The 21,313-nt window shown below is 69.3% G+C and carries 16 protein-coding genes; 7 read left to right on the plus strand and 9 right to left on the minus strand.

Features of this window, described 5'->3' with window-relative positions:
• Positions 1-113 precede the first annotated feature (113 nt).
• Complete coding sequence (locus tag AB0H76_RS30250; RefSeq protein ID WP_357330426.1) at positions 114-2,084, plus strand: glycoside hydrolase family 15 protein; 1,971 nt, start codon at positions 114-116, stop codon at positions 2,082-2,084.
• 9 nt (positions 2,085-2,093) lie between these two features.
• On the opposite strand, the gene AB0H76_RS30255 is transcribed toward AB0H76_RS30250, so the two are convergent.
• The 3 genes from AB0H76_RS30255 to lepA all read right to left on the minus strand — a co-directional run bounded on the left by AB0H76_RS30255 (position 2,094) and on the right by lepA (position 8,122).
• The gene (locus AB0H76_RS30255) at positions 2,094-3,899 is read right to left on the minus strand and encodes a dynamin family protein (protein WP_357330427.1); all 1,806 of its coding nucleotides are present in this window, start codon (positions 3,897-3,899) and stop codon (positions 2,094-2,096) included.
• Positions 3,900-3,967: 68 nt separating this feature from the next.
• Positions 3,968-6,055, minus strand: coding sequence for a hypothetical protein (locus AB0H76_RS30260; RefSeq protein WP_357330428.1), 2,088 nt, complete (start codon positions 6,053-6,055; stop codon positions 3,968-3,970).
• Between the two features lie 225 nt (positions 6,056-6,280).
• Complete coding sequence (gene lepA, locus AB0H76_RS30265) at positions 6,281-8,122, minus strand: translation elongation factor 4 (protein ID WP_357330429.1); 1,842 nt, start codon at positions 8,120-8,122, stop codon at positions 6,281-6,283.
• 149 nt (positions 8,123-8,271) lie between these two features.
• Between lepA and AB0H76_RS30270 the strand changes: the two genes are divergently transcribed.
• From AB0H76_RS30270 to AB0H76_RS30285, 4 genes are all read left to right on the plus strand, one after another.
• On the plus strand, positions 8,272-9,108 hold the full coding sequence (locus AB0H76_RS30270) for an SAM-dependent methyltransferase (protein WP_357330430.1): 837 nt from the start codon (positions 8,272-8,274) through the stop codon (positions 9,106-9,108).
• A 130-nt stretch (positions 9,109-9,238) separates the two neighbouring features.
• Positions 9,239-10,012 carry an ABC transporter ATP-binding protein gene (locus AB0H76_RS30275; RefSeq protein WP_357330431.1) on the plus strand — a complete coding sequence of 258 codons (774 nt, stop codon included), beginning with the start codon at positions 9,239-9,241 and terminating at the stop codon, positions 10,010-10,012.
• A 3-nt stretch (positions 10,013-10,015) separates the two neighbouring features.
• Entirely contained in the window at positions 10,016-12,568 is a 2,553-nt protein-coding gene (locus AB0H76_RS30280; RefSeq protein WP_357330432.1) for an FtsX-like permease family protein, read from the plus strand.
• Positions 12,569-12,680: 112 nt separating this feature from the next.
• On the plus strand, positions 12,681-13,193 hold the full coding sequence (locus AB0H76_RS30285) for a type II toxin-antitoxin system PemK/MazF family toxin (protein ID WP_357330433.1): 513 nt from the start codon (positions 12,681-12,683) through the stop codon (positions 13,191-13,193).
• Between the two features lie 51 nt (positions 13,194-13,244).
• Here the strand turns inward: AB0H76_RS30285 and AB0H76_RS30290 are convergent, their stop codons facing one another.
• Positions 13,245-14,084 carry an aquaporin gene (locus tag AB0H76_RS30290; RefSeq protein ID WP_357330434.1) on the minus strand — a complete coding sequence of 280 codons (840 nt, stop codon included), beginning with the start codon at positions 14,082-14,084 and terminating at the stop codon, positions 13,245-13,247.
• A 281-nt stretch (positions 14,085-14,365) separates the two neighbouring features.
• On the opposite strand from AB0H76_RS30290, the gene rpsT reads away from it, so the two are divergent.
• Positions 14,366-14,626 carry a 30S ribosomal protein S20 gene (rpsT, locus tag AB0H76_RS30295; RefSeq protein ID WP_357330435.1) on the plus strand — a complete coding sequence of 87 codons (261 nt, stop codon included), beginning with the start codon at positions 14,366-14,368 and terminating at the stop codon, positions 14,624-14,626.
• A 149-nt stretch (positions 14,627-14,775) separates the two neighbouring features.
• Complete coding sequence (locus AB0H76_RS30300) at positions 14,776-15,030, plus strand: hypothetical protein (RefSeq protein WP_357330436.1); 255 nt, start codon at positions 14,776-14,778, stop codon at positions 15,028-15,030.
• Between the two features lie 57 nt (positions 15,031-15,087).
• Here AB0H76_RS30300 and AB0H76_RS30305 read toward each other — a convergent pair whose 3' ends face one another.
• The 5 genes from AB0H76_RS30305 to AB0H76_RS30325 form a co-directional block, all read right to left on the minus strand.
• The gene (locus tag AB0H76_RS30305; protein WP_357330437.1) at positions 15,088-16,644 is read right to left on the minus strand and encodes an LCP family protein; all 1,557 of its coding nucleotides are present in this window, start codon (positions 16,642-16,644) and stop codon (positions 15,088-15,090) included.
• A gap of 74 nt (positions 16,645-16,718) precedes the next feature.
• The gene (gene holA, locus AB0H76_RS30310) at positions 16,719-17,690 is read right to left on the minus strand and encodes a DNA polymerase III subunit delta (RefSeq protein WP_357330438.1); all 972 of its coding nucleotides are present in this window, start codon (positions 17,688-17,690) and stop codon (positions 16,719-16,721) included.
• Between the two features lie 96 nt (positions 17,691-17,786).
• The gene (locus AB0H76_RS30315) at positions 17,787-18,320 is read right to left on the minus strand and encodes a PIN domain-containing protein (protein WP_357330439.1); all 534 of its coding nucleotides are present in this window, start codon (positions 18,318-18,320) and stop codon (positions 17,787-17,789) included.
• Positions 18,233-18,670, minus strand: a complete 438-nt coding sequence (locus tag AB0H76_RS30320) for a hypothetical protein (RefSeq protein ID WP_357330440.1) — start codon at positions 18,668-18,670, stop codon at positions 18,233-18,235. The genes AB0H76_RS30315 and AB0H76_RS30320 overlap by 88 nt, the downstream gene beginning before the upstream one ends.
• A 58-nt stretch (positions 18,671-18,728) precedes the next feature.
• The gene (locus AB0H76_RS30325) at positions 18,729-21,257 is read right to left on the minus strand and encodes a ComEC/Rec2 family competence protein (RefSeq protein ID WP_357330441.1); all 2,529 of its coding nucleotides are present in this window, start codon (positions 21,255-21,257) and stop codon (positions 18,729-18,731) included.
• Positions 21,258-21,313 lie beyond the last annotated feature (56 nt).

Consider the following 21,313-nt stretch of genomic DNA (forward strand, 5'->3'; position numbering starts at 1 on the left):
CGCCAGCCTAGTGGCCGATCCTGAGAAGCGGCCAACAGCACGGGACTGACGAGTGCAAGTCGAAAAGCTCGCGTGCGGTGGACGCCGGGCCCGGCGTCCACTCAAGATGAGGTATGGCGTCCCCTGATCAGAACGACCTACCGGTGCCGACGGCGCTGACCCAGCAGAATCACCATGTCAGCTTCCCCCCGATCGACGACTACGCCTTCCTCTCCGACTGCGAGACCACCTGCCTGATCGCCAGCAACGGCGCGGTCGAGTGGATGTGCGTGCCGCGCCCGGATTCGCCGAGCATCTTCGGCGCCATGCTGGATCGCAGCGCCGGGCACTTCCGGCTCGGCCCGTACGGCGTGAACGTGCCAGCCGCGCGCCGCTACCTGCCCGGCGGCATGATCCTGGAGACCACCTGGCAGACCCAGACCGGCTGGCTGATCGTGCGCGACGCGCTGATCCTCGGTCGCTGGCACAACAACGACCAGCGCAGCCGGACCCATCGCCGCACCCCGATGGACTGGGATGCCGAGCACATGCTGTTGCGCACCGTGAAATGCGTGAACGGCACGGTGGAGCTGGAGATGGCCTGCGAACCGGCCTTCGACTATCACCGCGCGACGGCGCGCTGGGAGTACACCGGCAAGGTCTACGAGGAGGCCACGGCCGTGCGCAGCGACGACCCGAGCGCCGGCCCGAGCCTGGTGCTCACCACCGACCTGCGCTTGGGCCTGGAGGGCCGCGAGTCTCGCGCGCGCACCCGGATGTCGGAGGGCGACGAGGTCTTCGTGGCACTGACCTGGTCGGATCTGCCCGCGCCGCGCACCTATGACGAGGCGGCCAAGAAGATGTGGGCGACCTCGGAATCCTGGCGGCAGTGGATCACCCTGGGCAAGTTCCCGGATCACCCGTGGCGCAACTACTTACAGCGCAGCGCGCTGACGCTCAAGGGCCTGACCTACGCCCCGACCGGCGCGCTGATGGCGGCGGCCACCACCTCGCTGCCGGAAACACCCGGCGGGCAACGCAACTGGGACTACCGCTACACCTGGGTGCGCGATTCCAGCTTCGCCCTGTGGGGCCTCTACACCCTCGGGCTGGACCGCGAGGCCAACGACTTCTTCGCCTTCCTCAACGACGCCACCACCGACGAGCACGGCAAACCCGTTCCGCTGCAAGTGCTCTACGGCATCGGCGGGGAACGGGTGATCACCGAGAGCACCCTGGACCACCTGTTCGGCTACGACGGCGCGCGGCCGGTGCGCATCGGCAACGGCGCCTATAACCAGGACCAGCACGACATCTGGGGCACCATGCTGGACGCGGTGTACCTGCACGTGAAATCGCGGCAGCGGGTGCCCGAATCGCTGTGGCCGCTGCTGGAACGCCAGGTGCGGGCCGCGATCGCGAACTGGGGCGAACCCGACCGGGGCATCTGGGAGGTGCGCGGCGAGCCACAGCATTTCACCTCGTCGAAGGTGATGTGCTGGGTGGCGCTGGACCGCGGCGCCAAGCTCGCCGAGATCCACGGCCAGCTCCAGCACGCCGCCGAGTGGTACGCCATCGCCGAGGAGATCAAGAACGACATCCTCACGCACGGCGTCACCAGTGAGGGCGTGTTCACCCAGACCTACGGCGGCGAAACCCTGGACGCCTCACTGCTGCTCGTGGTGCTGCTGCGCTTCCTGCCGCCCGACGACCACCGGGTGCGCGCCACCGTGCTCGCCATCGCGGACCGGCTCACCGAGAACGGCCTGGTCCTGCGCTACCGCACCGAGACCACCGACGACGGCCTGTCCGGCGCCGAGGGCACCTTCACCATCTGCTCGTTCTGGCTGGTCTCGGCACTGGTCGAAATCGGCGAGCTGGAACGCGGCCGGCACCTGTGCGAGCGGCTGCTCGGCTATGCCAGCCCACTGCGGCTGTACGCCGAAGAGATTGATTCGCGCAGCGGGCGGCACCTGGGCAACTTCCCGCAGGCCTTCACCCACCTGGCGTTGATCAACGCGGTGACCCACGTCATCCGGGCCGAGGAGACGCACAGCGCCGGCAACTTCCAGCCCGCGCACACCCCGGCCAATCACCCTGGGTAACCGGCGATCTCAGGCCGCGACGAGCCCCTCGGCGCGCTCGCGGACCGCGCGCAGCGCGCCCATCTGCCCGTCGAGTTCGGCGATCCGCTCCTCGCGGCGGTCGCCGTACTTGCCGTAGGCCTCCTCGGCCGCGCGCAGCGACTCGTCGGCGGTGCGCGCGGTGTCGGCGGCGATGTCGGTGAAGTGGTCGCGCAGCGCACGCTGCATGGCGCGCAAGCGGTTTCGCGATTCCTTGCTCACCTGGAAGATCACGTCGTCCATCAGGCGGGCCACGGCTACCTTGGCCTCGCCGCGACGGCGCTGCTTGCGGTTCTTGCGGTCGTCCCACAGCGCGTTCACGCCGAGCAGCACACCGGCGCCGGCCGAATACCAGTTCACCAGCGACATGCCGAGCAGGCTGGTGGCCAGGCCGACCATCAGGATGCCGCCGTAGGAGCCGCGCAGACCGGACAGCAGTTGCTGGGTGACACTGGCTTTCGCGCTCTCCAAGGTGTCCAGCGGCGCCACCGTTTCCAGCACCTCCCCCGGGTTCTCCAATCGGAGATCCGGGAGCGCCGGCGTGCGGTGGTCGGCCGGGAACTTCGCGGCGACCTGCTCGCACAGCTCCACCGACCGGTAGTGCGCCATCACGAAGTTCTCTTCCACCGCCTCGCAGATGCGCGCGTCCAGCTCGGTGCCGAAATCCTTCCAGCCCCGGGCCGGATCGGTCTGGGTGATCTCGGCTTCCGCGTCCCGCACCAGGCTGCGGAGCCGATGGCGTAGGTCGTGCTCGATATCGGCCATCAGCTCGGTGCTGCCGTCGACCAGGGTGACCTGCCAGTTGGCGGTGCGCTGGCGCAGGTCCTCGGCCAGATTGCGCGCGCCGAGCAGCTGCTCGGTGATCTCGGCGCGCCGGCGCGGATCGCGCAGCGCTTCGGCCTCGGAACGCACCGTGACCGCCAGATGATCGGTCACCAGCCGGATATCGCGCACCGCGGCCTCGATGGCCACGGCGTCGGCCCGCGAGACCACGTAGTCGCGCAGGTGACCGATGAGCTGCGGCATCCCGGATTCGATGTCGCGCTGGTAGTCCCCCGAGGTCTCGGCCTGCCGGTGCAGCAGCGCCGAGACCGGCGCCACCGCGAACCCGAGGCCGGCCGCGTCCAGCAGATCGCGATTGCGCTGCTGCACATGCGACCACTGCGGAAACCGATCGATCTTGTTGAGCACGCAGATCACCGTCGGGCAGAGCTGGTGGATCCGCTGCAGATGCTCGAGCTGCGGCGGCGCCAGCTCACGGCTCGCGTCCACCACGTAGAGCACGGCGTCGGCGGCGGCGATCATCGACCACTTGGTGTGCTCGTCGCCGGCCGCGCCCGGGGCGTCCATCACCACGATGCCGTCGGCCAGCAGCGGGCTCGGTTCGGTGAACTCCGCGCGCACCACACCCTGAGCCGCGAGCGCGGGCCCGGGATTGAGCGGATCCACCGCCTGGCGCTCCACCCGGCCGTTGCCGTGCGACTTCACCAGATTGGCACTGGCCTTGGGCCCGTACTCGACGATCACCGGCACGCTCAACGCCGTGTCGGTGGCGCTCACCGGCGCCCCGACCAGACTGTTGACCAGGGTGCTCATCCCGTGCTTCGGCTCACCCACGACGACCAGGCGCACGCGCGGGTCGGTGACCCGCGCGCGCACCATGCCCAAACGGCCCCCGAGATCGTCGCGGCCCGCGGCACGGGCCATCTCCCGCAGTTCGTCCAGAATCCGGATGAGCGGGGCCATCGCGTCCGGATGTTTCACCGTCGCGGCCTTCAGCCCTGCTGCGGCAGACAACACTGCTCCTTACTTTTGCTCCGTCATTCGCGTACGCGACGCAAACCCCTTGGTACCCATTCGGCGTCCTACACCAACGTGATATCGATCCCATCGTGGTGCGAGAGCATCGAGTCGTGCGGCAGCAGACCGCCCGAGAGCCCCGAGGACAGCATGAGGTGATCGCTGTGCGGCGCGTACTGGGCGGCCTGATAGTCGACGTTATCGCTGATCGGCTTCGTGTTCACCGTCGGCACCGGCTTGATCGGCGTGACCGGAGCCTGGGTCGGGACATGCACCGTCGGCGAATCGATGTCGACGCTCGGCAACTGCGAGGGCCCGCTGTGAGTGGGCTGCGAGGGCATCGACACCGACGGAACGTCCACGCTGGTGGGCATGTCGACAGTCGGCTTGGTGTGGGTGGGATCCACCGGCTTCGGCTGGGTCGTGCCCGGGTGCTGCGTGGTCGGCACGCTCGGCTTGGTCACGTCCGGATCGGTGCTCGGCGCGGGCTTGGTGGCGGGCGCGGTCGGGGTGACGCTCGCGCCCGGCACCTTGGTCGTGGTGCCGTCCAGGTCGATGCTCGGCACCGTGGCGCCCGGGGTCTTCGGGAGGGTGGTGCCGAGATCCGGCGTCTTGCCCGTGGTCGGATCGACGGTGGTGCCGGTCGCGGGCACGGGAACCGTCTTGGTGACGGTGGTCGGGGTGCTGGTCCCCGGGATCCCGGTCTGCCCGATGTCGGTGTGGTGCGGATCCAGCTTGCTGCCGGGGATCGCCGGAGCGGGCTTCGGCGGATCGAACAGGGCCGGCGCGACCGCGGCGGGCGCGGTCAGCGGGGAGGCGCCGCTCGGGCCGGTGAGCACGTTCGCGATCGGGGTGCTCGCGGCCTCGGGCTGAATGGTGGTCTGCAACGGGGTCTGGGCCACCGGCTGCACGACGACCGGAGCCACGGCGACCGGGGCCACCGCCGCGGGAGCCACCGGAGCGGGGGCATGCGGAGCGACCGGGGCCGGAGCCACCGGAGCAGGAGCGATCGGCGCCGGCGCCGCCGGAGCCACGGGCTGGGCCGCGGCCGGAGCCGTGCCGCCCGCACCGTGCGCGGTACCCGTCCCGGTGCCCGAATTCACCGATCCGGCTTGCTCATTGGTGGACTTGACGGTGCCCGCCGTCGCGGACGGCTTGCTGTCCAGCCAGTCCGAGAGCTGATCGAGCTGATCGCCGACATTGGTGCCCGCCGCCGTCTTCACGGTGAGCTGCGCCGACGCCTCGATCTTGGCCTGGGTGTGCAGGTACAGCCCGTCCTGCTCGTTGATCCCGAAGTCGATGCTGAACTCGGTGTGCAGGGCCGCGCTGGCGTCGACGCCGAGGAAGACGCCGAAATCACCGCCGGTGCCGCCCGCGCCGTCGAACAGGCCGTTGTCGAACGAGCTACCCAGGTCCCACGGGTTGCCGTCGAAGGGGCCGGAGCCCCCCGGCTCGAAACCGGAACCGGCATCGCGATCGGGCGTCTCGGTGGTGGCGTCGCTCGCGGCCGGGATCTTCGGCAGATCGAACATGTTCGATCCTCCGAACGCCTGCGTGCCGGGCATGGCGAAGGGGCCGTGACCGGGCAGCTCGAAGGGGCCGTGGCCCGGCAGCCCGTTGCCCGGGTTGTCCAGCCAGTCCATCGGGCCCGGCTCGCTCGGCTGCGTAGCGGTGCCGCCGTCCATCCAGTCGGGGGCGGGCGCCTCCTGCGGGGCGTCGGTGCCGTACCAGACCGGGCCCTGCTGCTCGCCACCCGGATTCCAGGCCGCGCGGCTGTCCGCGTCCATCCAATTCGGCTGCGCCGGAGCCTGTTCCAGCGGCGCGGGCTGCAACGGCAGCTCCTGCGTGCGCGGCATGGCGGGCGGGGTCCAGTCGGGCTCGGGATCCGGGAAGGTGACCACCGGGCTCGGGACGTGCGGGTCCGGGTCGGGATCGCTGTCGTGCGCCCAGCCGGTATTCAAACTGTCCAGGCGGGCTTCGCCGGGACGGGCGGGGACACCGCCGCCGTTGGAGGCGATCAAGGCGCCACCGGTGACATAGGCGCCGGCCCGTGCCACGCGGGCGACGCCGGTCGCCACGCGATAGGCCGTATCGCTGGCAGCCTCGTCCACTTCGATGTCATCAGTGCCGTCGAAGGGCAGGTCACGCGTCATGCAAGGCTCCACATCTAGGTTCCAGCATCCTCACCACACCGGGCCCCGACCGAGTGAAGATCACCTCGAGGATATTTGTGCAGAACCCAACTGTCACATTCTCCAAGAAGATCGAAGACGCGACCGTGACGAGCACCATAACCCTGCCATCCGGAAAACCGACCGACAAGCCCCTTCTTTCGGGGCAGCCGACGACCGTCACCAGGCCGAATGGCAGGGAACGGGTTACTTCTTCGGCTTGTCCGAGGCGGCGTCGGAGGACAGCGCGGCGACGAACGCCTCCTGCGGCACCTCGACGCGGCCGATCGTCTTCATCCGCTTCTTACCTTCCTTCTGCTTCTCCAGCAGCTTGCGCTTACGGCTGATGTCACCGCCGTAGCACTTGGCGAGCACGTCCTTGCGGATGGCGCGGATGTTCTCGCGGGCGATGATCTTCGAACCGATCGCCGCCTGGATCGGCACCTCGAACTGCTGACGCGGGATGAGCTCGCGCAGCTTGGTGGTCATCTTGTTGCCGTAGGCCTGGGCCGCGTCCTTGTGCACGATGGCGCTGAACGCGTCGACGGCCTCACCCTGCAACAGGATGTCCACCTTGACCAGGGCCGAGGCCTGCTCGCCCGCCTCTTCGTAATCGAGGCTGGCGTAGCCGCGGGTGCGCGACTTCAGCGAATCGAAGAAGTCGAAGATGATCTCGGCCATCGGGAGCATGTAGCGCATCTCCACCCGGGTCTCGGACAGATAGTCCATGCCCTGCAGCTCACCGCGCCGGGACTGGCACAGCTCCATGATGGTGCCGATGAACTCGCTCGGCGCGATGACGGTGCACTTGGTGATCGGCTCGAACGCCTCGCGCACCTTGCCCTCCGGCCAGTACGAGGGGTTGGTGACGATGTGTTCCTTGCTGTCTTCCATCTCCACGCGGTAGATCACGTTCGGCGCGGTGGAGATCAGGTCGAGCCCGAACTCGCGTTCCAGGCGCTCGCGGGTGATCTCCATGTGCAGCAGACCCAGGAAGCCGCAGCGGAAGCCGAAGCCCAGCGCCACCGAGGTCTCCGGGACGTAGGTCAGCGCGGCGTCATTGAGCTGCAGCTTGTCCAGGGCGTCGCGCAGGTTCGGGTAGTCCGAACCGTCGACCGGGTACAGGCCCGAGTAGACCATCGGCCGTGGCTCGCGGTAGCCGGTCAGCGCCTGGGTGGCGCCGTCGCGGGCGCTGGTGATGGTGTCACCGACCTTGGACTGGCGGACATCCTTCACACCGGTGATCAGATAGCCGACCTCGCCGACGCCCAGACCCTGCGTGGGCTTGGGCTCGGGCGAGACGATCCCGATCTCGAGCAGTTCGTGAGTCGCGCCGGTCGACATCATCTTGATCTTCTGGCGCGGGGCCAGCTTGCCGTCCACCACACGCACATAGGTGACCACGCCGCGGTAGGTGTCATAGACCGAGTCGAAGATCATGGCGCGCGCGGGCGCGTCGTCCGCGCCGACCGGCGGCGGGACCAGCCGGACCGCCTCGTCGAGCAGGGCGGCCACGCCGACGCCGGTCTTGCCGGAGACCCGCAGCACGTCCTCGGGCTCGCACCCCACGATGTGGGCGATCTCGGCGGCGTAGCGGTCCGGGTCGGCGGCCGGCAGGTCGATCTTGTTCAGCACCGGGATGATCGTCAGTTCCTTGTCCATCGCCAGGTAGAGATTGGCGAGGGTCTGCGCCTCGATGCCCTGCGCGGCGTCGACCAGCAGGATCGCGCCCTCACAGGCCTCCAGCGCACGCGACACCTCGTAGGTGAAGTCGACGTGCCCGGGGGTGTCGATGAGGTGCAGCACATAGTCGGTGCCGTCCACCTGCCAGGGCAGCCGCACGTTCTGCGCCTTGATCGTGATGCCGCGCTCGCGCTCGATGTCCATCCGGTCCAGGTATTGCGCGCGCATCGCCCGCTCCTCGACCACACCGGTGAGCTGCAGCATCCGATCGGCCAGCGTCGACTTGCCGTGGTCGATATGCGCGATGATGCAGAAGTTCCGGATCACGGACGGATCGGTGAACGTCGTGTCGGCAAAGCTAGGCACGGGGCTCCTGGTCACAAAGGGGATTCGGCGCTGTCCATGATCCCATGACCCCGGGGAGCCGCCGTCCGCAGGTCCGCTGCCATCCCCTCCGCATCCCGTCACTTCGCGGTCCTGTCCGGCGTGTGCCGGATACCCTGGATCGGGACGGGATGGGGGACGTTGTGGAGCAGGGGCAGCCGAGCCGGACCGCGTTGTCGATCGCGCTCATTCGGGCGGCGCACCAGTTGCGGCCGTCGCCAAGGCTTTTCGAGGACCCGCTGGCCGCGTCGATATCCGGTTTCGCGGTCGGCGAGTTGCCTGAGCAGTGGATTCCGGAACTGCTGCACCCGTGGATCCTGGCCCGGTTCCGGGTCGCCGAGGACGCGATCGGAGCCGCTGTCGCGGCGGGGACGCGGCAGCTGGTGATTCTCGGGGCGGGGCTCGATACGTTCGGCTACCGGAATCCCTATCCGGATCTGCGGGTCTTCGAGGTGGATCACCCGAGCACCCAGGCGTGGAAGCAGGAGCGGTTGCGCGCCGCCGGTATCGATGTTCCGGCGTCGGTGTCGTTCGTGACCGCGGACTTCGAACAGGAGCGGTGGGACGCGGCGCTCGAGCCGGCGGGCTTCGACCGGAGCGTGCCGACGATCTTCGTCTGCCTCGGCGTGGTGATGTATCTGACCGAGCGAGCGACCCTGAATCTGTTCGCCCGCACCGCCGCCTTCGACGCGCATACCGAACTGGTCGTCGACTACGTCGATCTCTCGGCCGCGCGGTCCCCCGAGCGCCGCGCCGTGGGCGACCCGGTCCTGGCCGAGGTCGCGGACCAGGGCGAACCGTGGCAGTGCTACTTCGCGCCGGATGAGCTGGCGCAACACCTTCGGGCGCTCGGGTTCGACGCCATCGTCGACGCCTCGGTGCCGGAGGTCCTCTCGCGCTACGGCGTCGACGCCGCCGCGAAGTACGACGTCTTCTCCGGCCACATCCTGCACGCCGCACGGCGCTGAACTCGCGCGCTACCCGGGTGTCAATACGCCGCTGCGCGTAGGGAATTCGACGCTGCTGGGCGGACGTCGACGCGCCCGGGTCGCGCACAGACTGAGTCATGATCCGCACCACGCCGAGAAAGAGGCGATCATGAGCCGACAACTGATCGATGATCCCTACATCGCCCCACCCGATACTCCGGCGGCGCGCGCGGAGGCCGTCGACCGGCTGTACCCGGGGTCGACGGCCGGGTCGGTGCGAGCGCTCGACGGCGTGACCGTCGGCTTCCCCACCGGATCCTTCACCGCCATCATGGGCCCGTCCGGGGCGGGTAAGTCCACCTTGCTGCACTGCCTCGCCGGGCTGGACACGGTGACCGGCGGCAAGGTCTATATCGGTGAGACCGAGCTGGGCGGACTGTCGGACCAGGCGCTCACGCTGTTGCGCCGGGCCCGCATCGGATTCGTCTTCCAGCAGTTCAACCTCATTCCGACGCTCAGCGCGCGGGAGAACATCACGCTGCCGCTCGCCTTGGCGGGCCGCGAGGTCGACGCGACCTGGTTCGACACGATCGTCGATACCGTTCGGCTCCGGGACCGGCTCACGCACCGGCCCGCGGAGCTGTCGGGCGGTGAACAGCAACGGGTGGCGGTAGCCCGCGCGGTACTGAGCAGGCCCTCGATCATCTTCGCGGACGAGCCGACCGGGAATCTCGACTCCCAGGCGGGCGCGGAGGTGCTGGAGCTGCTGCGCCGGACGGTGGACGAACTCGGCCAGACGATCGCGATGGTCACCCACGATCCGCACGCGGCCGCCTACGCCGACACGGTGCTGTTCCTCGCCGACGGGCGGCTGGCCGACAGCATGGCCGCGCCGACAGCGGAACGGGTTCTGGAGCGTATGAAGACCTTCGGGCAGGGCTGAACCATGATCATCACACTCGCCCTGCGCGGCCTGTGGGCGCGCAAGCGACGGCTCGCGGGGTCGGCCCTGGCGATCTTCCTGGGGATCTCGTTCCTGTCCGGCGGCCTGGTGCTGGCGGATACGTTGCGCGCCAGCGTCGATCGGTTCCTCGACCAGGCCTACGCCGGCACCGACGTCGTGGTCCGCAACAACACGGCGGTGGCCTCGGAGGCACTGAGTGTTCGTGGCGGGATCGACCTTTCGGTCGTCGGCACGGTCCGCGCGACCCCCGGCGTGGCCGTCGCCGAAGCGGTCATCCAGGGACCCGGGCAGCTCCTCGGCAAAGACGGTGCGCCGCTCGAGGTGCTGGGTCCGCGGCTCGCGGGCAACTGGCTCAGCGATCCCGGGCTCAATCCCTACCATCTGCTCGAAGGGCGGGCGCCCACCGGAGCCGGTGAGGTGGTCGTCAACAAGGCGCTCGCCGACCTGGGGGCGTTCGAGGTCGGTGACAGCACGGCGGTGCTGACCTCGACGCGGATTCCGGTCACGATTGTCGGCATCAGCGGCTTCGGGTCGCAGGACGGTTTCGGCGGATCGTCGTTCACGGCATTCGCGGCGGACGAGGCACAGCGGGTCGTCGCGCCCGCGCCCGACCGGATCTCCAGCGTGTCCGTGCGGGCCGCGCCCGGTTCCTCCGCTGACGACCTGGCCCGAGCCCTCGCCCAGGTACTGCCGTCGGGAGTCGAGGCCGTCACCGGCGCGCAGGTCGCCGCCGAGGCGGCGGCCACCGTCGACGACTCCTTCGTCTCCTTGTTCCGCTCCTTCCTGGTCGTCTTCGCCGGGATCGCGCTGCTGGTAGGCACATTCACCATCGCCAACACCTTCGCCATCACCGTGGCCCAGCAAGCCAAGGAGTCCGCGTTGCTGCGCGCCGTGGGCGCGACCCGCGGGCAGGTCCTGGGCAAGGTGATCACCGAGGCGCTGGCCGTCGGCGCGATCGCGGCGGGTGCGGGTGTGCTCGGCGGTCTCGGATTCGCGGCACTGCTGAAGCTGATGTTCGCCGCGTTCGGACTCGATCTCCCCGCGGACGGATTGACGCTGCGCCCGGTCACCGTGGTGATCGCCTTGACCGCCGGGATCGGGGTGACTCTGCTCGCGTGTGCGCTGCCGGCGCTGCGCGCGTCCCGGATACCGCCCATCGCCGCCTTGCGGGCGGCCGCCACCGAACCGCCCGGCATCTCGCTCGCGCGCACGGTGTCCGCCGGCGCACTGGCACTGCTCGCGGCCGCATTGATCCTGGCTTCGGTCTTCGAATCCGGTGTCGCGGCCGTGACGCTGGCCGGCGCCGGCGCGATACCGGCACTCGCCGCGGTGGTGCTGTTCGGTCCGACCGCCGCGGCGTGGGCCGCGCGGATCGTCGGGTTTCCGGCCGCGCGACTCCGTCCCGTCGTCGGAAAGATGGCTCGTAGCAATGCGCTTCGCAATTCCCGGCGCACGGCCGGAGCCGCGACCGCGCTGCTGATCGGCATTGCCGCGGTCACCGTGCTGACGGTGCTGTCCACGACGCTGAAGACCGCCGTCACCGACCAGGCCGAGCGGGTATTCGGCGGCGACCTGGCCTTCAACAGCGGTGGCGACAACCCCTACGCGGGGTTCGCGCCGAGGATCGCCCTCGAGCTCGCTGCGGTCCCGCAGGTGCAGGCCGCGGTCGGAATCTCCTGGGGCAATGTCCTTCTCGACGGGCAGGACGCGTCGGTGTCGGCCGCCGACCCCGCCGGACTGGCGCGGGTCGTGGCCGTCGATTCGATCGCGGGCTCGCTCGCGGAACTGCGCGCCGACCAGGTCGCCGTGGACGCCGATACCGCGGCTGCGCGATCCTGGGCCCTCGGGGCACCAGTGCGGGTCATCCTCGCCGACGGCACTCCTGCCGCAGTGTCGGTCGGCGCGATCTACGAGCGCAACGAGCTGATCGGTCCGCTGTTCCTGCACCGGACACTGCTGGTCCCCCATGACCCGATCGGCCTGGACCGCACCGTCTTGATCGACCTGCGGGACGGCGTCGATCTCGCGGCGGGCCGCCGGGCCGTCGCAACGGCGGTGTCGCCCTTCGGGGTCGAGGCCGCGCTCCAGGACCGGTCCGAATTCGCGACCGCGCAGGCCGCGACCTTCGACCAGCTGTTCGCCATGGTGTATCTGATGCTGGCGCTGACCATCCTGATCTCCCTGTTGAGCATCTCCAACACGCTGGCGCTCGCGGTGCACGAACGGATCCGGGAGCTGGGGCTGCTGCGGGCGATCGGGGCAACCCGCAAGCAGGTCAAATCCGCGCTGCGCTGGGAGTCGGTCATCATCGCCGGCTTCGGCACGCTCGGCGGGCTCGCCCTCGGCGTCGTGCTCGGATCGGCGCTGTCCCGGGCGGTGGCCTTCGACGCGACGGGCGACGCGGCGCTGACGGTTCCGATCGACCAGCTCGGCATCATCCTGCTGGTCGGTCTCGCCGCCGGTGTCGTGGCCGCCGTCCGGCCCGCCCGCCGCGCCGCGCGGGTGCCGATCCTGTCCGCGCTGTCTACGGCCTGACCAGCGGTTGCCGACCGGTCCGGTGCGTCCGCCGGCCCGGTCGGCAATCTCGCTAACGCGCAAGGCATTCCGCACAGATGAGAAGATCGCGCCGCGCCGTTACCATCCATGGATGGCTCGGACTTGGACCACGATCGGCAAGCAGCTCGGCATCATCGCCAAAACGCAGGGCCCGAAGATCGTCAAGAAGAGAGGGCGCGGTGGCCCGGATGTCACCGTGCGCCCGACCGCGTCCGTTCCGGTGCCGACCGCGCGTCGTGCCCGGCAGGTCGTCTACAGCCCGCACCTGGACGGCCGGGCCGACCCGGGCGAGATCGTCTGGACCTGGGTGCCCTACGAGGAGGACCCGAACAACGGCAAGGACCGGCCGGTGCTCGTCGTCGGACGGGAGCGGGACACACTGCTCGGGCTGATGCTGTCCTCCAATCCCGAACGCGCCGACGACCACAACTGGATCGGGATCGGCAGCGGCAGCTGGGATCACGAGGGTCGGCCCAGCTGGGTCCGGCTGGACCGGGTGCTGGACGTGCCGGAGGCGGGTATCCGCCGCGAGGGCGCGATCGTGCCGCGCAAGAGCTTCGATCTGGTCGCGCACCGGCTGGTCATCGAGTACCACTGGAGCTGACACAGCTCGGCCCCGATCCGGCGTGCCGGATCGGGGCCGAGTGTTGTCTGATCAGGCCGGGAGCGTCTCGCGGGTGCCGCGACCGAAGATCATCGCGTACACCAGCGCACCGAGCACGCCGCCGATCAGCGGGAACACGATGAACGCCCAGACCTGGCCGGGCGCGCCGTTCTGGTACCAGGCGACCGCGAGGCTGCGGGCCGGGTTGACCGAGGTGCCGTCCACCGGGATCGCGATCAGGTGGATGACGGCCAGGGTGACGCCGATGGATAGGCCGGCCAGCGGCGCGTCGGAGATCTGGTCGGTGGAGGCGAGCACCACGAAGACCAGCAGTGCGGTCAGCATCACCTCGATGATGATCATCGCGGCCATGCCGTAGCCGTTCTGCACCACCACCTCACCGAGCGGGCCGGTCTGGGCCGACGGGCTGTGCGGGCCCCAGCCGTTGGCGCCGAGGCCGTCGATGCGGCGATCGTAGGTGGGCAGGTTCTTGGCGACCGCGAACAGCACCAGACCCGCCAGCAGGCCGCCGACCACCTGGGAGATCCAGTAGCCGATCGCCCGCGAGGTCGGGAGCCGACCCATCAGCAGCTGCCCCAGCGTGACCGCCGGATTGACATGGCAGCCCGAGATCGGGCCGATCGCGTAGACCAGGAACATCAGCGTCAGACCGAAGGCCAGCGCCACGCCGAGCGCGCCGACCCGCTCCCCGGCCAGCACCGCGGTGCCGACACCGCCGATCACCAGGATGAAGGTGCCCAGCGCCTCGGCCGCGAACCTCTTGCCCTCTGGAATCTCCGCAAAACCCTGCGGGACCTGCGGATAGATCTGCGAGGGGCCGTCGTCTTCGACGACCTCCTCGATCACAACTTCCCGTTCCGCGTCAGCCATCTGCCACACCTTCCGCCGTTCAGAGCTACTGGAGGACGAGATACCGCTGGAAACACAGCACGGCCGCGCCGAGGCACAGCACGCCTTTTGGCGAACCTACCGCTGATAAGGGACAATTCCGGGGAGATCGAGCGCCGATTTCGTGCCCTGACGGGTCACTGGTACCCTTGATCTTCGGCGTTGCGTTACCGGTTAACACCGGGTGTGTCGCACGCGAACGACTTGTTTTTCATAGATCCAGTCAGCACAGACCCCCAGCGAAGGAACACGAGGAAACACGCGTGGCCAACATCAAGTCCCAGATGAAGCGGATCCGTACCAACGAGGCCGCTCGCAAGCGCAACCAGTCGGTCAAGTCCGCCCTGCGCACCGCGATCCGCAGCTTCCGCGAGGCCGCTGCCGCCGGTGACAAGGACGTCGCCTCCGCGCGCCTGCAGTCCGCCAGCAAGAAGCTGGACAAGGCCGCCTCGAAGGGCGTCATCCACGCCAACCAGGCCGCGAACAAGAAGTCGGCCCTCGCGCTGGCGCTGAACAAGATCTGATTTTCCGGTAGCGCTCGCTACCACTCCTGCATGAGACGCAGCCGCCGTGGCTTTGATGACCACGGCGGCTTTTGTCGTGCCTACCGGCCGCATCCTCAGTTCACCCGATAGTTGCCGCCCTGTCGGTGGGTGCCGCTACCATTCCGCCCATGGTTACCGTGTACGCGAATCAGACTGTGGTCAGGGCCGAGGATCTGCCGGAGGTCATTCGGGCAGCCGAGGTGCTAGGGATCGGGATCAAGATCGAGAACGTGCTGGTTCCCGATGAGGACGGCACGCTGTCGCTGGAGTGGATCGTCACCCGGGAAGAGGACGTCCCGGCCTACGAGGAGTGGGAAGGCCGCTACGACGACTCCGAGGACGATGAGGAAGAGCCGGCTTTCGCCGCCGCCGCGGGCGAATAGCGCACGGATCGGGCGTGCCGGGCGGGGCGGACCCGCCCGGCGGACTCCGGGGGCCGGCTAGTTCACGCAGGGGATCGAGTCGGCCGTGGTTTCTACCGGTTTGCCGGCATCGGGGGCCGCACTGCTGGGTGCCTGAGTTTCCAGAGCGGTCAGCTCGGTCGGAGCGGTGTAGTCGCCGCCCAGGACGACCTTCAGATGGCCCGCGGCGACCGAAGCCGACTCGGCGGTCGGCAGGCCCAGGACCTCCGCCAGCCGCTTGGCGTCGGAGGCGGCGCCGGGGGCGTAATAGATCATGGATGTCGCGGTCGCGGTGGTGCCGTTGCCGACCTCACCCTTCGGGTAGCCGCGGGCACTCAGGGCGTCGGCGAGGATCGCGCCCGCACCGTCGGCCGCACCGGAGTTGGCCACGTCGACCGTGCTGGTCGGGGCGGACTGCGGCTCGGCTTGCTTACTGCTGAACGCCGTCGCGACCTCGCGGCGGATGGCCGCCGGGTCGACGATGTTCACGTCCTGACCGTCCACCTGGTCGTAGCGCAGCACCGGGAGCGTGCGGAATTCGATGGCCGGGCTGCCGGCACTGCCCAGGGTCCGCAGGAAATCGGTGACGTTCCAGCCCTGGGAGAGCACCACGTCGCGGTGCGCGACATCCATCAGGGCCGACAGCTTGCCGACATCGGTGAAGGTGCCGGACTTGCGCAGGTCCAGTGCGACCGAGGTCAGGAAGGCCTGCTGGCGGTGGGTGCGGTCGAGATCGCCGTTCTCCAGGCCGTGGCGCTGGCGGACGAAGGCCAGCGACTGCTCGGCGTTCAGGCGCTGCCGGCCCGCCGCGAAGTCGGCGCCGGAGTATTCGAGATCCCGCACCGGGTGCCGCAGGCAGACCTCGACACCGTTGAGCGCCTGCGCCAGGTCGTAGAACCCGGCCAGGCTCACTTCGGCGAAGCGGTCGATCGGGACGCCGGTCAGATCACGCACGGCGCTGACGACCGAGGCGCGTCCGGCCTCGCGGCCCGCGAACTCGAGAGCCTTCGGGTCGGTCATGCCCTGCGCGACCAATTGGTCCTGCACCGCCGCCTTTTTCAGGCCGTAGGCTTCCTTGATCTTGACGTTGGGGTAGCCCGGGATGCCGGACACCTTGACGTAGTCGTCGCGGGGAATCGACACCGCGGTGATCTTCTTCATGTCGGCCGGGATGTGCACCAGGATCAGGGTGTTGGCGTTATAGCCGCCCTCCTGGCCGTCACCGGCGTGCAGTTTGTCCAGCACCGGCTTGGGGAGGTCGTTGCCGTTCAGATCCTTGCGGCTGTCCAAGCCGATCAGCAGGATGTTGAGATCGCCGCCCAGTGAGCGCGGCCCGTCCCCGATGGCGTCGGAGCGGCCGAAGCCGTTGTCGAAGCTGCTCTCGGTGGCCCAGGCGACCGCGGTGCCCGCGAGCACCAGCGCGGACAGCACGCCCGCCAGCGCCTTGATCACGCCGCGGCCGCGGCGGCGCCGTTGCGGGCCGCGGTGGGCGCCCCCGGCGCGGCTGTTGCGGCGGCCGGACAGACTCCGAGCGTGCCGTTTGCCGGCACGCTCGGAGTCGTCGAATTCGGATTGTGGTCTCGCGTATTCGTCCATAGCCACCATCCACATTGCCCGATAGCTGGACATTTGCCCACGTGATGGTGGTCTCGCGAGGTCGTTCGCGCAGGTCAGCCCGCTGCGTAAAGATCGAGAATTCGAGTGAGCGCGTGCTCGAGTGCGTAGCTGGAATCCGCGGCGCCACCCTTGACGTCCGCGTTCAAGGTGGCCACGATCTGCAGGGCCGAACCGATGGTGGCCGGTGTCCAGTTGCGGGCCTGCGCCTGCGCCTTCTTCACCTTCCACGGCGGCATGCCCAGCGACTGCGCCAGCTTGAACGGATCGCCCCGCCCGGCCGAACCGACCCGGGCGATGGTGTGCACGGAGTCGGCCAGCGCGTCGGCCAGCAGCACGTGCGGGACACCGCGGTCGTTGGCCCAGCGCAGGGCCTCCATCGCGGCCGGCCGGTCCCCCGTGACCGCCAGTTCGGCCACATCGAAGCCGGACACCTCGGCCTTGCCGGAGTAGTAGCGGCGCACCGCCGCGACGTCGACCTTGCCGCCGGTATCGGCCACCAGTTGCGAGCACGCCGCCGCCAGTTCCCGCAGCTCCGAGCCGACCGACTCGATCATCGCCTGCACGACCTCGCCGGACACCCGGACACCGGCCGTGCGGAACTCCGCCCGCACGAACTCCACCCGCTCAGCGCCCTTGTTCAGCTTGGCGCAGTTGTGCACGACCGCACCCGCCTTCTGCAGCGCGGGGGCGAGCGCCTTGGCCCGGCCGCCACCGGAATGCAGCACCACCAGCACCACGCCCTCGGGCGGATCGCTGGCGGCCTCGGTAATCACCGCGACCGCGTCCTTGCCCGCCTCCGCGGCGGACTCCAGGACGATCAGCCGGTCCTCGGCGAACAGCGAGGGACTCAGCAGCTCGGCCAACTCCGGGGTGCTCGCATCGCCGGCCCGCAGCCGATCCACCGTCACCGCCTCGGGATCCGGCGAACATGCCCGGACCTGGCTAGCGATCTCGGCGATGGCCCGCTCGATCAGCAGTTCCTCGTCGCCGAGCACCAATTGGACGGAGGCCGGGCGCTCACTCACCGCCGCACCGCCGCTCGGAGTGGGGTGTTTGGGATTGCGCGCTGGGCTGGCTCACGACGGAGATCCTACGGTCCCCCACCGACACCCGCTCCGGCCTCACAGGGTTCCGCGCTCGGCCACCCACTCGTGCGCGAACTCGGGGACCACCAGCTGGATGTACTCGAAGTCCGCGTCGTAATGCACCACGGTGACGTCGTAGCGCAGCGCCATCGCGGCGATCGCGCAATCGACGACGCCGACCGCCCGTAGCAAGCCCGAGTGCCAGAGCCGGCGCTGGATTTCCAGCGCCATCGCGTGCGTCGTCGGCGTGGGCTCGAGCAATGGATGCCGGCGCAGCTCAGCGGCATAGGCGCTCCACTGCTTCGGGTTTCGTGCCGTGAACAACAGCTCGAGCAGCTGCACGGTGGTCGTCACCAGCGTCGATCGTGCGTTGAAGTAGTGCGTGCGAAGATGCGACTCGTCCAGCTCGCCGGACTTCATCCGCGACCACGCGCTGCAGTCCAGCAGGTAGCGCTTGCCGGTGCGCCGGGAACCGGATCGGATCAGCGCCGGGCCTGTGCCCGGAATTCGGGATCTGCCAGGCGCGCCAGGTCCGATGGCACGGCCAGGATCCGCTGCACCGACTTCCACTGCCGGTCTTGCAACAGAGCGAAGCGGACCAGGTCCAGGAGCATCTCCTCGGTGTCCGAGTAGCCGAGTTCGCGGCCGGCATCCTCGAGGAAGCCTTCCGGCGCCCGGACTGTCGTCTCCTTCCATTCGCCGGGCAAGTAGAACCAGTCCGGATACTGGATCGGGAGCGGATCGCCCCACGGCCCGGGCTGGTCCGGCGGCGGGTCCGGCGGGTTCCTGCGCGTGTGCTCCAGATCCTGCCGAACCAGCGCCAGCAGCATCTCCTGCTGGGTGGCGTAGCCCAGCTCTTTCCTGGCCTCCTTCAGGAGCCCAACGGGGGCAAAGAATTTGGTTCTCTGCATCCTTGCCATGGGCACGCTCCTCATTGATAGCGAACTCCTCTCACGATCATAGGGCGGTTCGGGTGGTCTAGCCGCTGGATTTCGGGCGGCGGGTGGTGACTGTGTGGAGGTCCGGGGCCGCGCCGACGAGGATGTCGCCGTGCTGGTCGGTGCGGGCGATGGTGGTTCCGAGGGCGGCGAGTTCGGTGAGGATGGCGGGGTGCGGGTGGCCGAAGGTGTTGTCGGTGCCGGCGCTGATCAGGGCCAGGCGAGGGCGCGTGGCTGCGAGGAACTCCCTTGTGGTGGTGCGGGAACCGTGGTGCGGGACCTTGAGGATGTCGGCGCGCAAATTGGTGCCGGAGGCGACGAGGCGGTGTTGGGCAGCGGCTTCGATGTCGCCGGTGAGGAGGACGCGTCCGGCGGCGGTGGTGGCCGCGAGGACGATCGAGCGGTCGTTGGCGATGTCGGGGTCCAGGTCGGGTGAGTGCGTAGCCGGGGGCGGGGCGAGCACTTCCAATTGGGTTGTGCCGAAATGGAGTACTTGGCCCGCCGACAATTCGAGCACCGGGATCTCCGCTTGTTGTGCCAGTTCGGCGATCGCCGCCGGGGAGTTCGCAGGACCGCGACGGTGCGGGTTCGGCTCTGCTCGTGGTGGATTCGGCCGGGTCGAGGATTGCGCGGAGGTCTCGAGTTTTCTGTGGGCGCACCCAACTGCGGCATCTCCAGGACGTTGGATCTGTACGTTGCCTGCCGTCCTCGGTTCGATACCGCCGCCCGCTCCGTCATCCGGCCGCACTGATTTCCCACTGCCACAAACAGATTCCGGCGCAGTGCGCGACGATCCGGACAGTTCGTAAGGGCCGACTGCGAGGGCGGCAACCGAGCGGCCGTGCAGTGCGCCGGCCAGGCCGCCGATGTGGTCGGCGTGCGGGTGCGTCAGGACGAGTAGTTCGATGCGGTTGATGCGCAGGCGGTCCAGGCAGCTGCGTATCGAGCGCGGGTCGGGGCCGACGTCGATCACTACCGCGCTGCGATTGCCCAGGGCGAGCGCCAAGCCGTCGCCCTGCCCGACATCGCACGCGGCGAGCACCCAGTCACCCGGTGGCCAGCCTGGGTGCCAGATACGAATCGGGATGAGCGCCGCGGCCACGGCGAGCAGCACCGCGGCCGCGAGCTTGCGCACCGAGGAAGAACGCAACGCCCACACCGCGATTGCGACCAGAGCCGTCGCGGCCACACCGCCTACCGCGCCACCCGGCACCGAAACCGTCGCGCCGGGCAAGCCCGCCGTGCGTTCAGCCACCGAGAGCAGCCACCACAGCAGTGGTGCGGTGCAGCGCAGGACCAGTTCCGCGGGTGGCGACCAGATACATGCCAGTGCCGCCCCGCACGCTCCGAGCACGGTGAGCGGCGCGATCACCGGGGCGACAAGCACATTCGCCAGGACCGCGAGCACACTGATCCGGCCGGTCAGCGCCACCATGATCGGCACCGTGACGACGAACGCGCCCGCCGACACCGCGACGACTTCGGCGGGCAGCCGCCACCAGCCGCGGGCCCGCAGCCAGTCGGCCCAGCTGGGTGCCAGCAGAATCAAGCCGGCGGTCGCCACCACCGACAACGCGAAACCGGCACTGACCGCCAGTTCCGGCCACACCGCCAGTAGCCCGATGACCGCCGCACAGAGGGCGGGTAGCGCCTGTTTACGCCGTCCGGTCACCAAGGCCAGCAACGTGATCGCGCCCATCGCGGCGGCCCGCAGCACGCTCGGGTCCGGTCGCGCGACGACCACGAACATCGCCAGCGCGCCCACCGCGACCAGCGCTGCCAACCTGGGACCCAGCGTCAGCATCCGCACCACGAACAGCACCACCGACAACAAGATCGTGAAGTTGGCGCCACTCACCACACAGAGGTGTTGCAGGCCTGCGATTTCGAAATCCTCGCGCACCGGATCCGGCAGGCGCGACGTGTCACCGAGCACCAGCGCGGGCAACAGCCCCGCCGCATCCCCACCCAGCACCCGGCCCGCGGCGTCCGCGAAATTCTTCCGCACCGAGGCCGCCGCCCGCTGCCACCACGGCAACGACCCCACCACCTCCGGCGTCCCCAGCGCGCGCAGCGACGCCACCGTCAGATCGCGCTGCTGTGGTGCCTCCACCCGTGCCCGTACCTGCACCGCCTGTCCTGGTAGCACCCGACCCCACTCAGGCCCCGGTGCCAGCACCACCACCGATCCGCCGGCTCGGACCACGGTCCGCGCGCGCTGAAACTCCTCCAGATGTCCCCGCACGAGCCACCGCTGCTCACCGCCGAACGCACTCGCACGCAGAGGCTTCGGGTCATCACTCGGAGTGAAAACCACTCGTACCGACACCCCCGACATCGCCCGCAGCGGGTGCGCCTGCACCCGCTGTTCCCGCCAGGCGGCAGCCGCCGCGAACCCCGCCCCCAAAACCACCGCGGCCAGTGCCACCACAGCCACCGCACGCCAACGCTCCCGCCGATGCGCCACCGCCCACAGCAGCAATCCCCACAAGCCGCCCGCGACCACCACCAGCCCACCGGCCACCACCAACCCGGTCACCCACCCCGCCGTCAGCGCGATGATCGTCACGCCCCAACAGCACAGTGCCGCGGGCAACAATCGCGCATCCAGCACTGCCGTCGGTA

The sequence above is a fragment of the Nocardia sp. NPDC050712 genome, from assembly GCF_040654295.1.
Lineage (GTDB): Bacteria > Actinomycetota > Actinomycetes > Mycobacteriales > Mycobacteriaceae > Nocardia.

Coding starts and splice junctions, on each gene's coding strand:
- AB0H76_RS30250 (WP_357330426.1), top strand. CDS start 114: ATGGCGTCCCCTGATCAGAACGACCTACCGGTGCCGACGGCGCTGACC.
- AB0H76_RS30305 (WP_357330437.1), bottom strand. CDS start 16,644: ATGGACGAATACGCGAGACCACAATCCGAATTCGACGACTCCGAGCGT.
- AB0H76_RS30300 (WP_357330436.1), top strand. CDS start 14,776: ATGGTTACCGTGTACGCGAATCAGACTGTGGTCAGGGCCGAGGATCTG.
- AB0H76_RS30260 (WP_357330428.1), bottom strand. CDS start 6,055: ATGACGCGTGACCTGCCCTTCGACGGCACTGATGACATCGAAGTGGAC.
- AB0H76_RS30270 (WP_357330430.1), top strand. CDS start 8,272: ATGGGGGACGTTGTGGAGCAGGGGCAGCCGAGCCGGACCGCGTTGTCG.
- AB0H76_RS30280 (WP_357330432.1), top strand. CDS start 10,016: ATGATCATCACACTCGCCCTGCGCGGCCTGTGGGCGCGCAAGCGACGG.
- AB0H76_RS30320 (WP_357330440.1), bottom strand. CDS start 18,670: ATGGCAAGGATGCAGAGAACCAAATTCTTTGCCCCCGTTGGGCTCCTG.
- AB0H76_RS30275 (WP_357330431.1), top strand. CDS start 9,239: ATGAGCCGACAACTGATCGATGATCCCTACATCGCCCCACCCGATACT.
- AB0H76_RS30285 (WP_357330433.1), top strand. CDS start 12,681: ATGGCTCGGACTTGGACCACGATCGGCAAGCAGCTCGGCATCATCGCC.
- AB0H76_RS30290 (WP_357330434.1), bottom strand. CDS start 14,084: ATGGCTGACGCGGAACGGGAAGTTGTGATCGAGGAGGTCGTCGAAGAC.